Annotated in this window: 11 protein-coding genes and 4 tRNA genes; 14 read left to right on the forward strand and 1 reads right to left on the reverse strand. The window is 61.1% G+C overall.

What is annotated here, in order from left to right:
- Nucleotides 1–19: 19 nt before the first annotated feature.
- The 14 genes from BMY35_RS15050 (at nucleotide 20) to BMY35_RS37700 (ending at nucleotide 12,289) form a co-directional block, all read left to right on the forward strand.
- Nucleotides 20–95 (forward strand) — tRNA-Asp (locus BMY35_RS15050).
- A 139-nt stretch (nucleotides 96–234) separates the two neighbouring features.
- A tRNA-Cys gene (locus BMY35_RS15055) sits at nucleotides 235–308 on the forward strand.
- A 22-nt stretch (nucleotides 309–330) separates the two neighbouring features.
- Nucleotides 331–407, forward strand: a tRNA-Asn gene (locus tag BMY35_RS15060).
- Nucleotides 408–442: 35 nt separating this feature from the next.
- Complete coding sequence (locus BMY35_RS15065) at nucleotides 443–1,159, forward strand: SIR2 family NAD-dependent protein deacylase (protein WP_093200215.1); 717 nt, start codon at nucleotides 443–445, stop codon at nucleotides 1,157–1,159.
- A gap of 364 nt (nucleotides 1,160–1,523) precedes the next feature.
- Entirely contained in the window at nucleotides 1,524–2,006 is a 483-nt protein-coding gene (locus BMY35_RS15070; RefSeq protein ID WP_093200216.1) for an Hcp family type VI secretion system effector, read from the forward strand.
- Nucleotides 2,007–2,120: 114 nt separating this feature from the next.
- Nucleotides 2,121–4,382 (forward strand): type VI secretion system Vgr family protein, encoded by a 2,262-nt coding sequence (locus tag BMY35_RS15075; RefSeq protein WP_143080680.1) that lies wholly within the window; start codon nucleotides 2,121–2,123, stop codon nucleotides 4,380–4,382.
- Nucleotides 4,383–4,392: 10 nt separating this feature from the next.
- Nucleotides 4,393–5,736, forward strand: a complete 1,344-nt coding sequence (locus tag BMY35_RS15080) for a DUF2169 family type VI secretion system accessory protein (protein ID WP_093200217.1) — start codon at nucleotides 4,393–4,395, stop codon at nucleotides 5,734–5,736.
- Nucleotides 5,733–6,089, forward strand: a complete 357-nt coding sequence (locus BMY35_RS15085; RefSeq protein WP_093200218.1) for a DUF4150 domain-containing protein — start codon at nucleotides 5,733–5,735, stop codon at nucleotides 6,087–6,089. The genes BMY35_RS15080 and BMY35_RS15085 overlap by 4 nt, the downstream gene beginning before the upstream one ends.
- A gap of 3 nt (nucleotides 6,090–6,092) precedes the next feature.
- Nucleotides 6,093–7,301 (forward strand): hypothetical protein, encoded by a 1,209-nt coding sequence (locus tag BMY35_RS15090; RefSeq protein ID WP_093200219.1) that lies wholly within the window; start codon nucleotides 6,093–6,095, stop codon nucleotides 7,299–7,301.
- A gap of 24 nt (nucleotides 7,302–7,325) precedes the next feature.
- A complete protein-coding gene (locus BMY35_RS15095; protein ID WP_093200221.1) occupies nucleotides 7,326–7,808 on the forward strand; it encodes a hypothetical protein in 483 nt (160 codons plus the stop codon).
- Nucleotides 7,809–7,812: 4 nt separating this feature from the next.
- Nucleotides 7,813–8,841 carry a hypothetical protein gene (locus tag BMY35_RS15100; protein WP_093200223.1) on the forward strand — a complete coding sequence of 343 codons (1,029 nt, stop codon included), beginning with the start codon at nucleotides 7,813–7,815 and terminating at the stop codon, nucleotides 8,839–8,841.
- Nucleotides 8,842–8,988: 147 nt separating this feature from the next.
- Nucleotides 8,989–10,047, forward strand: coding sequence for an HNH endonuclease (locus BMY35_RS39060; RefSeq protein WP_305727978.1), 1,059 nt, complete (start codon nucleotides 8,989–8,991; stop codon nucleotides 10,045–10,047).
- Between the two features lie 307 nt (nucleotides 10,048–10,354).
- Complete coding sequence (locus BMY35_RS15110) at nucleotides 10,355–10,606, forward strand: hypothetical protein (RefSeq protein ID WP_093200230.1); 252 nt, start codon at nucleotides 10,355–10,357, stop codon at nucleotides 10,604–10,606.
- Between the two features lie 105 nt (nucleotides 10,607–10,711).
- Nucleotides 10,712–12,289, forward strand: coding sequence for a hypothetical protein (locus BMY35_RS37700; protein WP_143080682.1), 1,578 nt, complete (start codon nucleotides 10,712–10,714; stop codon nucleotides 12,287–12,289).
- Between the two features lie 449 nt (nucleotides 12,290–12,738).
- Here BMY35_RS37700 and BMY35_RS15125 read toward each other — a convergent pair.
- Nucleotides 12,739–12,814: transfer RNA gene (locus BMY35_RS15125), tRNA-Thr, on the reverse strand.
- Nucleotides 12,815–12,822: the final 8 nt, after the last annotated feature.

Consider the following 12,822-nt stretch of genomic DNA (forward strand, 5'->3'; position numbering starts at 1 on the left):
TTCTTCTTTTTCTCTTTTCGTTCCGCTAACTCAGTGGCCAGAGTGCCTCCCTGTCCAGGAGGAAGCCAGGGGTTCGACTCCCCTGCGGAACGCCATTCGTCAATCGGCTTGTCCCTTCATGGATCGTGAGCAGCACTGGCGACTGCAGCGGGCTGTAACCCCGTCTCCTCTGGAATACTTCGTTCGACTCGAAGACGATCCACCATTCTTTCTTCAATCTCAACATCAGGTTCCGGCGCGATAGCAAAGCGGCTGTGCAGCGGATTGCAAATCCGTCCAGCCCGGTTCGACTCCGGGTCGCGCCTCCATCCACACTCTTCAATCCACTTTTCCCCGGTAGCTCAGCTGGTAGATGCGGCGCACTGTTAATGCGCAGGTCACACGTTCGATCCGTGTTCGGGGAGCCAGCAATTCATCGTCAACACCAAAGGAGCGCCGAAGCATGAAACTCCAGGTCCAACCGAACAAGATCGTCGTGCTCTCGGGCTCCGGCGTGAGCGCCGAGAGCGGCCTGCCCACGTTCCGCGACGCCAAGGGCTTGTGGAACAGCTACTCGTGGCAGGAACTCGCAAGCCCCGAAGGCTGGCAGAGGCACCCGGAGGCGGTGCTGGACTTCTACAACGAGCGCCGGCAGAAGGCATGGCAGGCACAGCCGAATGCCGCGCACGCTGCCATTGCATCGCTCGAAGCCGCATATGAAGTCGTGATCGTCACGCAGAACGTCGATGCGCTGCACGAGCGCGCCGGGTCGAGCAACGTGGTGCACCTGCACGGGCAACTCGCCTATGCGCGTGGTACTTCGGAGCCCGAGCCGAAGCGCTATCGCATCGATGGCAGTCCCATTGCCATGGGGCAGTTGTGCGAAGACGGCACCCAGTTGCGCCCCGACATCGTGTGGTTCGGCGAAGCGGTGCAGCACTTCGAGGAAGCCGAGGAGCACGTGGCCACGGCGGCACGCGTGCTGGTGGTGGGCACTTCGCTCACTGTCTATCCGGCGGCATCGCTCGTGCGGTATGCAGACCGCAGTGCGCAGAAGGTGCTTGTGGCGCTCGACATGGAAGAGGTGCCGCACGGCTTCACTTTCCTGCAGGGCAGGGCGGCGGAGCTGGTGCCTGCGCTGGCCGCGAAGTGGTTGAGCGAGGCGCAGAAGGCGTCGTAGCTGCGTTCGATGCCTGCAAATCAAAGGGCCCGCCATCGTGTCGATGGCGGGCCCTTTTTGCATTCGGCGAGGTCAATGAATTGTTTGGTTCTCAGGGTCTGGGCTTTGGCTAATTTTGATTAACTCCTTTGGTCTTCATATTTCGGATGCTCGAAAAATGATTTGTGAGAAATGACTCGAAGAGGAAAGGAATTCGCCCGAATTCAATCGATTTGTCACAGTCAGATCCGAACATCGCATTCACCCAGCCCCGGAGGCGCACGACAACCGTGTTGCCGCAACCGGATTTCAATATTGCCCGCCGCAATGGCGGCAAATGTTCAAGGCGCCCGGAGGGGCGCCACAACCGAGGGAACGATCAATCATGGCAGTAGACATGTTCATGCGCGTCGAAGGCGCGAACGGCGAATCGAAGGACTCGAACCACAAGGAGTGGACGGACATCAAGTCATTTGCATGGGGCGCAACGCAGCCCGGCAACATGGTCAGCGGTGGTGGCGGCGGTGTCGGCAAGGCCAGCTTCAATGATCTGCAGGTTCTGGCGCGCATCGACAAGGCGGCGCCTTCGGTCATGAAGAACTGCGCCAGCGGCAAGCACCTGAGCAAGGTGGAAGTGTCGGTGTGCAAGGCCGGTGGCTCGCAGATCGAATACACGCGCGTCACGCTCGAAGAAGTGCTGGTGACTTCGGTGCAGTACACGGCCGAACAGGGTTCGGACGCCGTGTTCGTTCAGTACTCGTTCCAGGCCGCGAAGGTGAAGCAGCAGTACTGGGAACAGACCGACAAGGGCGGCAAGGGCGCCGAGACGGTGCTGGCCTGGAACATCAAGGAAAACAAGGAAGCCTGATCCTTCCTTGTGTGAACATGAAACGGAAGCCGGTCGCTTCCGTTTCATCGAGCCGCATGAGCCGGCTCGTCGTCCCGACTTTCGTGCGTCGATCCGAATTCCAGGGAGAGTGCCATGCCGACAGGCGCAGCGCGGTCCATCCGCGTCCTGACCGCTTCTTGCGCCGCCATGCCCACGATGGGCGGGCAACCCGCACTGGAGCCCATCGCCATGGAGGGCGACGAAGGCCTGAGCAAGCTGTTTCGCTACACCCTTGCGCTCGGCACACCCGAGCAGGCGGGCTACAACGAGCGGCAGGCTGCCAACGTGAACATCAAGCAGCTCGTGGGCGAAACGCTCACGGCGCACATTGTGCTCGACGGCCGTCCCGGCGCGGGTGATGGCAAGCGGCACATCTCTGGCCTCGTGACACGCGTGCGCTTCCTGCGCCTGGAAAACCGCCGCGCGCTGTACGAAGCGGTGATCGAGCCCTGGCTTACGCTGGCCACGCGCACGAGCGACTACCGCATCTTCCAGAACAAGACCGTGCTCGACATCCTCGGCGAGGTCCTGTCCGGCTACGACTTCGCCCATGAAGTGAAGGCCACCCGCAGCTACCCGGTGCGCGAGTTCCAGGTGCAGTACGGCGAGAGCGACTTCGACTTCGTCGCGCGGCTGATGCACGAGTGGGGCCTGTACTACTACTTCGAGCATGCCGAAGGCGGCCACAAGCTGGTGGTCGTCGACGACATGTCCGCTCATCAGCCGTACGCCAACGCGGGCTACCAGAAGATTCCTTTCTACGGCGCAGACGACACCGTGCGCGCCGAGCACTGCGACCGCTTCAACGCATGCGAGTCGCTGCAAAGCGGCCGGTGGGTCACCGACGATTTCGATTTCAAGCGACCCAAGGCGCGGCTGCAACAGGTGAGCGCCATGCCGCGCAAGACGGCGCAAGGCAGCCAGGAGCGCTATGGCTGGCCGGGCGACTACGTCGTCGAGTCCGAGGGCGAGCAACTGGTGCGCACCCGCATGGAAGAAACCGGCAGCCAGGGCGAGCGCGCCAGCGGCTCGGGCAACCTGCGCGGGGTGGTGCCGGGCTGCCTGATGACGCTGGAGCGGCATCCGCAGGACGAATCCAACCGCGAATACCTTGTCACCGATGCGCACCTGCGGCTGCAGGACATCGGCGATGCGAGTGCGCAGCAGGAGTTCGAGTGCCGCGTGGATTTCGAGGTTTTGCCCAGCAGCAAGGTGTTTCGTGCGCAGGAGCCGGAGGCACCCAGGCCGCGCACCACGGGCCCGCAGACCGCCATCGTCACGGGCCCGGCAGGCCGCGAGATCTGGACCGACGAATACGGCCGTGTAAAGCTCAGCTTTCACTGGAACCGCTACTGCACCAAGGACGAGAACAGCTCATGCTGGGTGCGCGTGTCTTCCCCCTGGGCCGGCACGAATTTCGGCGGCATCCAGATCCCGCGCATCGGGCAGGAGGTGATCGTCGACTTCGAGAACGGCGACCCAGACCGGCCCATCGTGACGGGCCGCGTCTACAACGCCGACAACATGCCGCCTTGGACGCTGCCAGCCAATGCGACGCAAAGCGGCCTGCTCACACGCAGTTCAGAGGGCGCGACGGACGCCAACGCCAATGCATTGCGCTTCGAAGACAAGAAGGGCCAGGAGCAGGTGTGGTTGCACGCCGAGCGCAACCAGGACATCGAGGTCGAGAAGGACGAAACCCACTGGGTCGGCCACGACCGCACGAAGACCATCGACCACGACGAGACCGTGCACGTGAAGCACGACCGCACGGAGACCGTGGACCATGACGAAACCATCACGGTGCACAACAATCGCACCGAGACGGTCGATGGCAACGAGACCATCACCATCCACAAGAACCGCACGGAAACCGTCGACCTCGACGAGACCATCACGGTGCACAAGAACCGCACCGAGACCGTCGACCTCAACGAGACCATCGGCATCGGCATGAACCGCACCGAGAAGGTCGGCCTGAACGAGACGATCAACATCGGCGAGCACCGGACCGTGACCATCGGCGGCGCGAAGATGGAGACCATCGCGCTGGCCAAGGCCGAGACCATCGGGCTCGCGAAGGCGCTGACCATCGGCCTCGGCTACCAGATCACGGTGGGCGCGGCCATGAACACCACCGTCGCGCTGATGCAGACCGAGCAGGTGGGGCAGTCCAAGCGCGTGGACGTGGGCAAGTCGCTGACCCTGCATGCCGGCGATCGCATCGAGCTGGTGTGCGGCAAGAGTTCGCTGGTCATGACCTCGGATGGCGCGGTCTCCATCAGCGGGTCGACCTTCGACTTCTCCGCGAGCGGGCCGGTGCAGATCAGCGGCAAGGACATCGACCTCAACTGAGTGCCTCGCAGTGGAGTTTCGCAACCTCACGCCCTTCGACGCGCTGTGCTTTCGCGCGGCCACGCCGGGCGACCGCGAGTACAGGGTTGTCGCCATGAAGGTCGGCTACAGGCTCGTGCGCGGCAGGCACGGCCGCTGGCAGGCCGAGGTCAACGACGACGACCCGGTGCCGCTGGCACTGGCCGATGCCTACTGGGGCGAGGAGGGCGCATCGAGCCCGCGCGAGGAGAGCGACCTGGCTCCCTACAAGCCACGCTGCGACGTGATCGTGAATGCCACCGCTCATGCCCCGGAGGGAACTCCCGCGCCCGAATGGGAAGTGCGCGTGAAAGTGACGGCCGGCCAGCAATGGGCGCAACCACCGGAGCCGCCCAAGCCGCTGCACCCCGGAGCCCGGCTGACGCCGCAGCAGCACGCCGCATGGGAAGACGAGAAGCGCCGGGCCGAGGCCCTGGCCGCGCCACGCACGGTGCTCGACAAGCGGCTGCTCGTCAGCGGTCCTTCTCTGCTCTATCTGCGCAATGGCCGTGAATGGGCGCGCATTGTTTCGCAGCCCGTCGAGAGTGTGCCTATGCGCTGGGAGCATGCTTTCGGCGGGCGCAGCTTCTTGCGCCGGCCCGACGCTCCCGACGATGAGCCGCCATTGCTGAACGAGGTCTGCTTCTCCAACCCGCTGGGCCAGGGCTGGGTCGACCGGCGTGCCGGCGATCTGGCGCGCCAGGCCGGGCTGCCTGCCGTCGAGCGGATGCCCGCACCCCAGATCGAAGCAGCGCACGAGCGCATGCAACAGCCGGTGCTGGCGAAGCACGCCGGGGTGAATCTGGATGCGCGGGCCATGGCCGAAGTCGCGAAAGGCTATGGCCGCGAACCGGCCGGGCTAGGCGTCGTGGGCCGGGCCTGGGCACCCAGGCTGGCGCTCGCAGGCACCTACGATGACACATGGCTCGCGCAGCGCCACCCCTGGCCGCCGCACGACTTCGACTTCGGCTACTGGAACGCGGCGCCCGCCGACCAGCAGATTCCGTATTTGCCGCCCGACGCGCGCATCGAGCTGTGGAACCTGACCGACCCCGCGTCGGCGCCGGACGGCCACCTGTCGGTCACCCTGCCTGGTCACCGCGCGCTGGTGCTGCTGCGGCTCGACAACGGCGCATTGCTGCCGCTGCCCATGGTCACCGACACCGTGCTCGTGGATGCCGAAGCCCTGACGCTGTCGCTCGTGCATCGCGTGTGGATTCCGTCGGACGCGCCCGTGCGCGTGCTCGAGGCGCGCTTCGAGACCGATCCGCATGCGCCACTGGTTCGTTCCGCGCCACAGCCCGGCCAGACGGCGAACCTGGAGCCCACGCCATGAGCGCCAACGTCGCCGCGCGCAAGCAGGGAGGCTGGAAGGTCGTGAGCCTCGCCCCCGACGTCTGCAAGACGCCCATGGGCAGCTCGATTCCGCCCGTGCCTTACCCCGTGACGGCGCAGCTGAACAGCACGACGTCGGTGGCCCTCAGCGTGCGCGCCAACGGGCATCCGGTGGTGGTGTACGACATGAGCATCGTGCCCACCACCATCGGCGACGCGGCGGGTGCTGCCAAGGGCGTGAAGAGCGGGACCGTGCAGGGCAAGTGCTATCCCAAGGATCACAGCGGAACCGTGCGCGCCGAGGGCAAGCTGGTGGTGCGGCATGACGATCTGTTCTGGATGAACGGGAAGTAGGGCATGACGGAACTCACGACCTCCGCGACCTTCGTCCCGACGGGGGATGGCGGATCGATCGGCATTGCCTTCATTCCGGCCGATGTTCCGAAGCCGGTGGTGATCATGCGGTACCCCACGTACCCACCGCAGGGCGAGCCGACCTCGTTCATTCAGCTCAGCCAGGAAGAGTACGAAAAGCTCCAGCGAGACACGCCCAACGTCAAGCTTCCTGATTTCAAGCCCCGGAAGCCCGGCACCAACGCCAACGGCAACACGCTCGGCCCCGCCGTCGGCGACACCCCGTTCACGCAGGTGCCCGCCAAGCAGGCAAACCCCGAGGTCAAGCCCGAGACGCCGAAGGAAGAGAGCTGGTGGAGCAGTTGGGGCAGTTCGATCACCCACACCGTGCTGGACGTCGGCGGCGTCATTCCCGTGGTGGGCATCTTCGCCGACGGTGCCAACGCGGCGATCTATGCGGCCGAAGGCGACTACGTCAATGCCGCCATCTCCGGCGCATCGGCCGCTGCCAACCTTGTGCCGGGTGGCGGCATTGCAGCCAAGGCAGGCAAGGTCGCGATCAAGGGCGCGCTGAAGGGCGGCGAGCGGGTCGGCATCAAGCAGGCCGAGAAGCTCCTTGCCGAGCGGATCGCGAAAGAGAAGCTCGAGAAAGAAGCAGCGGAGGCCGCGGCAAAAAAGGCCGAGAAGGAAGCCGCAGCTGCAAAGGCCGAATCGGGGGGCGGATCGAAGAACAAAGACACCCAGGTCAAGAAGAAGGTCAAGCCAAAGCCGAAGTGCGGGCAGAAGGGCCCCTACAAGGACCGTTCGAAACACGACAATGAAGGGATGAACTGGGATCACATCCCGTCACAGAAAGCGCTGCTCGAGCGTGCCGCCGAGATCAAGGGAGCACCGCTCACCAAGGCCGAGAAGGCCGCCATTGTCGACAACGCCCCCACCATTGCGACGCCGACCGAATTGCACCGGGACCACAGCGAATCGTTCGGCGGCCGACAGCATCAGAAGATCGACGGCGTCAGGCGCCCGACGAGAGACGCGCAAGACCTGCAGAGAGCCGCCAAGGAGAACACCGAGAAGATCCTCCAGGAGATCGACAAGTACGACCCCGGCTGCAAGGGAAAGTACCGCGAGGCGGCCGAGGAGATCACCAAGATGACCCACGATCAATGGACGAAGTGGCTGAAGCAGGCCATGAAATCGGCTAGAAAATGATTTGAAAGTACAGGAGCGCAACGCATGACACTGAACGAACTACTGCCCTTCCTCGGACATTCCGAGCTGAACGCCAACCTCGATCAACTCCTGAAATCCGCGGGAGCAAGCGTCCAGGCTCTGTCGGCCAAGACACTCCGCGCCGAAGGCTCGGACGCCATCGAGCTCAAGTCGCTGGGGCTCGAACTGGCATTCTGGGAGCGGGAAGGCTACGAACGAAAGATGGGCGCCCCGAAAGACGCGGGCAAGGCGATCCTGGCGGCCGTGTTTGCGTATGGCCCGGGCGGCAAGAGCTTCAAGCCCTACAAGGGGACGGTTCCGTTCAGCGGCGGTCCGATCGCCAAGCGGCAAGATGCGCTGACCGAATTCGGCACGCCGGCCCTGACCGAGGAAGACGACGACGTGGTCGAGTGGGACCAGTGGATCAAGGACGGACTGCAAGTGCGCGCCACCTACAACGACGATGGTTCGTTGTGGAATCTCTCCTTCTCGGTGCCCTTCAAGTGACGCCTTGCGCGCCCTGGTTCCACAGATGAGCAGCCGGACTCACGCCTTCGAGACGAGCAATTACCTGCTGGGCCACGCCTGGCAGAGCGCGCGGGCGCGCGCGCTGGTCGAAGGCTGGGAGCAACTGGAATGGATCGACGACGAGGCGCTGAAGAAAGCCCGCACGGACCATCGCCTCTCGCTCGTGAACCCGGCGCAAGGCATCTATCTGTTCTTCACCGATGCGGACAGCTACGAGGCTCGATATGGGGAGCCTCGCAGCAAGGGCAACTTGATACTGAGCCGGGTTTCGCTGCTGCTGCACTTCGACCCGCAATGGACTCCGTACGCGGGTTCATTGCCTCTCGCGCTCCGCGCCGATGACATGGTTGGCGATGTGCTGCGGCGACTGGGTTCGCCGGTGGAACTGTGGCGGGTAGGCCTGAATGTCTCCAAGGCGCGATGGTCCACGCCGGATGCCGAAGTGGACGTGAGCTTCGAGCGCGACACGGGGCGGCTCAAGCTGGTGACGATGACGCCGCCCCGGGTGGCTCCAGTGTCTGCAAGCGCGATGCCCACACCCGAACAGTTCGCACGGCAGTTCGGCCGGCCGTTGGCCGAGCTGCAGGATGACGCCCAGTTCGCTCCCTTCTCCCTGGGCGAGAAGGCCCGCGAGATTGCCGAGTACGGCGAAGCCGACTACTCCCGGGAGTTCGGCATCGAGCTCTACTTCAAGCCAGGCGCAGAGATGGCGGATGCCGTGCCGGGAGCACCGCGAACCAGCGAACCCTGCCTGAGCGGCGTGCGCTACCGGACGGATCTGGATTTTCAGAGCAGCGGCTACGCAGGCCCCTTGCCATGGGGCTTGCAGATGAGCGACACCGTCGACGTGACGATGTCCAAAGCCGCGGCGCGCCCATTCAAGGAAGCGCTGGATCGCGACGATGGCTATCAGCTGTGGCGCACGGACCTTTGCGATGTTCATGTGCTTTACAGCTTTCTTGAAGATCGCATCTATCGGGTCACGTTGCTTGCGCGTGGGTGTTACGACTAAAGGGTCAAGAGCCAAAAGCCGCATAGCCACGTCGCACTACCCCAAGGAACATCGCTGAAAAGGCGTCTCGCCCGGCCATCATTGTTTCCGTGAAGCAAACTGGCAACAGTTTGCACCACAATGTGTTCATTCTCAGCAATGAACACGATGAGCCCCATCCACGCAGCGCGCGAATATGTCCTTGAGGCCGTCCAGAGACCCGCACTTGCTAGCTCTTTGCCGGAGTCGACCAAAGCCAAAGTGCGGCACTCCAATATCTGGCTGAACCAGTTCAAGCGTGTAGGGGACCTGTTCGCATACCTGAAGCGATTCAGCGCGGACAAGCAGGATGAGACATACCTCGAAATGCATGCGCTTGGGCTGCAGACATTCGAAGATATCGTCGAGCCCTTTGAGAAGCGGTTTGGTGATTGGGTTGGCGACCGAATGCGAGCGTCGGACTTCGTCATCGGTGAGACGTACAGCGCGCATGACATCCTCATCTTCTCGGCGAACTACGACACCCGAGCTGGCGGGATGTTCGTTATCGAGTCAGCTGGTCAGCCGACCGCAGTGGTTATCAAGGCGACGTTGAGCGGGGGGAGATATGCAAACGAATGGCTGGAGCGGGGCCGACGACTGAAGTACTTCCTGAAGAGCAAGACACTGAAGGATGGAAGCGTTCAGTTTGGTGAGCACTTCAAGCCCAATGCCGCGATCTTGAATGTGCCGAGCCTTCCTGTGCTTGCTTTCGTTAGGCAGACGTCAAACGATGGGTTCGTGTACGCAGGGGCGTTCGCGAATCAGCAAATGCACGAGGAGGCTGATGGTGCGAAATGGTTTGAGCTTGTCCTCACGACTTCTGATGAAGTGATCGCGGATGCGGGATATCTGCAGCAAGAGCTGCAGGGCCTTGTGGCCCAGGCATCTACGCGGTCGAGACAGCAGCGCCTTGAGCGTTTGGCTAAGGCGCCGAAGAAGCCCAAAACCATCCGGACCATTTCAACGGCGTACGTGAGGAATCCCGACGTGGTTGCCGAAGTCCTCTTCCGATCAGAAGGGTGCTGCGAAGGGTGCAAGAAGCCAGCGCCGTTTGTCAGCAAGGCTACTGGCGATCCATATCTGGAGGTGCATCACATAACGCCGTTGGCGCAAGGCGGTGATGACACTGTCGACAACGCTTGGGCCCTCTGCCCAAACTGCCATCGCGAAAAGCACTTCGGCTAGCAGCTAGAACGATTCGACTAACCGCTGCTGTATCGCTAGTCCCAGTAGATCAAGCCTGAGCGCCAACACCGCAACGATCACGATCATGCGCGTAAAGTCGATGCGATCCCCAATTTGTTCACTGCATGGAGTCGCCGGCTAGCGCGGTTCTCCCATACATTTGAACGACCGCTGCGCCTCACGGCGGGACATCGATGCACACCGCGGCGATGTCGATGTGAGGCACAAAAGGCGACGGCCAAGGTGCGCTAACACCATGGCCGTCTGACCACTCAACGTGCAACAACTTTGGAAGAGCGCACATCAAATGGCTGATCGAATTATCGCCGGGCAAAACACGCCCACCCCTGACGACGAAACCCGCGAGCAAGACGCGTCAGACATTCTTGAGAACAAGTTGTCTCAACTGCAATCTCTGTTGAGTTGCTGCTACGGGGATTGCAGCGAATGGTTCGATGCGATTGGGGCGAGGCATCGAGACAACATCATGTGGATTGCGGCTGACTTGGCCGACGATGCATCGAGACTGCACCAGCGAGCAATGGCGGAAAGAATCTAGCAGCGTGCGTCAGGATTGATCTTCTGGGTGGTTTGCTGGTCGATCGATCTGGCATCGTAGGTTACTAATCTCGAACAAAGGCGGTTGAACGTTACGATCCGCCGCATGAAATCGCTGCCATTTGCCGAACTGCCGCCGGAGACTCCGCTGACCGCTTGGCACGACGCTCTTGCGGGTGATTCTCAAACGAGTTCTGAACGGTACTTAACGGCGCTTGCTCGGAGAGCATTTCTTACGCTTTGGAGTTATCCAAATGTGTTCACGGATGAGGGGCGAAGCCGAGGGAAAGGAGATGGCAAAGAGCTTTGCGATCTGCTGGTCATTTTTGGTAGCGACATCCTAATTTTCTCGGACAAGCAATGCGAATTCATCCCGCACGCTGACGTCAGCGTGGCGTGGGGGCGTTGGTATAAGCGAGCCATAGAGAAATCAGCTAACCAGTTGGCCGGTGCGAAATCTTGGATTCTTCGATATGCTGATCGGCTTTATTTGGACAAGCAATGCCAACATCGATTGCCAATTGAACTGCCCGGTATCGAAGATTGCCGAATTCACCTGATTGCAGTCGCAAAAGGCGCCACTGAGCATGCCGCTAGGTACTGGAAAACCGTCGCGGTAGAACTTGCGGAGATGGAGGGTTTGTTCGATGCGGTGTCTGGCCCCAGCTCCGGCAGCTTGATGATCCGTACTGATATTGAGGGTGCTGAGCACAGAGCGGCACCCTTCCAAGTAGGGTGGCCGCTTGGAAGAGGGCACATGGTTCACGTGTTTGACGAAGAGACGCTCGATGTAGTTTTGGGTGAGTTGGACACCGTCCCTGACTTTGTTGCATATCTTCGTAAGAAGGAGGAGTTCTTTAGGCGAGAAGATGCACTTCTCATAATTCCCGGTGAGGAGGATCTACTTGCCTGCTATCTCTCGTCATCAACTTACGAGTTTGACGGGCCGAAATTCCCCGACATACCCGTTGGCGCAGCATTTCTTTTAGGCGAGGGTGAGTGGAAGGCGCTAAGAATTAGCAAGCGCTACCGGAATCGAGTGAAGGCAAATCGGGTCAGCTATCTATGGGACGCGCTCATTGAATTTCAGACCTCGCACATATTGGCCGGATCGTCAGGCGTAGTTCGTTCATCAGCTTCGCTAGAAGGTCTCGCTTCTTTGGTGCAGCAGGAAACGATTCTTCGCAAGATGGCAGAAGAACCTCGATCTACTCGGCGAATGCTTGGGGCGGCCGTCGATCGAGCGCGCAGTGTCAAAAAGAAAGATGCGCGATACACATCAACCGTGCTTGGACGCAGCAATGGCACGAGGGCATATGTGGTCATGACATTGCCGAAGCCTCATTACATGTCGTACGAAACGTATCGAGAGCATCGGCAGCGTCAACTGCTGATCTATTGTGAGGGATGCAAGCTCAAAAATCCGCACTTGAAGGAAGTACTTGGCATCGCGATGGAGCCCTATTCGACCAGAACGGTCTCAGTGGATTTCTTGCTCATGATCGTACGCGACGAAAATCTGGTGGCTGACTCGGCTGAAATTCTTCAACGGCAGTTGGACGAAGAAGGTATGTGGCAGCCAGAGTCAATAAAGTGGTCGCGAGTTTCGCTTAGCGAGCTTCCTGGCGGGCCATCTCTATGGAGCAAGGTTTGGGCGACGCTGCTCAAGCGTATGCGCTCCTAGGTCATTGTTGCCTTTGCCAGGTTGCAAGAGCTTGAGGTTGGATGCACCCTAATAACGCGGCGCACCTTCTGCTTCATCTCGTTTAGCTTGAGACCGCCCGAGCGGCGCAGAGAGAGCACTTTCTTGTGTGCCCCCATGTGAGCTTTGTGAGCAGGCTGCGCTGTCTCGTCGAACAGGAGGACAACCCTATCTGGAGCCTCATCACACTGCACGCGTTTCAGACGGCAGTCCGGATCACCCTCAATTTGTTGCTGCACTTTGTCCCAGCCGCCGTCGCCAAGTTCGCTATGGAGAATATGCCCAAGCAAGGAATACGGGGCTCATTGAGAATCTCCATAAGATCGAGCCACGTGACAATCAATAGATGAAGGCTGCCTGAGTTGATTCGCTTAGACCGCGACCGCACAAGGAAAAAGCCCGCTACCTTTTGGATAGCGGGCTTTTAATCTTGGTGCCGGAGAGATGAATCGAACACCCGACCTTCTCATTACGAATGAGCTGCTCTACCGACTGAGCTACACCGGCGAAGCCTC

Source organism: Variovorax sp. YR750, assembly GCF_900109805.1.
In the GTDB taxonomy this organism is placed as follows: domain Bacteria; phylum Pseudomonadota; class Gammaproteobacteria; order Burkholderiales; family Burkholderiaceae_C; genus Variovorax; species Variovorax gossypii.

Coding starts and splice junctions, on each gene's coding strand:
- BMY35_RS15065 (WP_093200215.1), top strand. CDS start 443: ATGAAACTCCAGGTCCAACCGAACAAGATCGTCGTGCTCTCGGGCTCC.
- BMY35_RS15070 (WP_093200216.1), top strand. CDS start 1,524: ATGGCAGTAGACATGTTCATGCGCGTCGAAGGCGCGAACGGCGAATCG.
- BMY35_RS15075 (WP_143080680.1), top strand. CDS start 2,121: ATGCCGACAGGCGCAGCGCGGTCCATCCGCGTCCTGACCGCTTCTTGC.
- BMY35_RS15085 (WP_093200218.1), top strand. CDS start 5,733: ATGAGCGCCAACGTCGCCGCGCGCAAGCAGGGAGGCTGGAAGGTCGTG.
- BMY35_RS15090 (WP_093200219.1), top strand. CDS start 6,093: ATGACGGAACTCACGACCTCCGCGACCTTCGTCCCGACGGGGGATGGC.
- BMY35_RS15095 (WP_093200221.1), top strand. CDS start 7,326: ATGACACTGAACGAACTACTGCCCTTCCTCGGACATTCCGAGCTGAAC.
- BMY35_RS39060 (WP_305727978.1), top strand. CDS start 8,989: ATGAGCCCCATCCACGCAGCGCGCGAATATGTCCTTGAGGCCGTCCAG.
- BMY35_RS15110 (WP_093200230.1), top strand. CDS start 10,355: ATGGCTGATCGAATTATCGCCGGGCAAAACACGCCCACCCCTGACGAC.
- BMY35_RS37700 (WP_143080682.1), top strand. CDS start 10,712: ATGAAATCGCTGCCATTTGCCGAACTGCCGCCGGAGACTCCGCTGACC.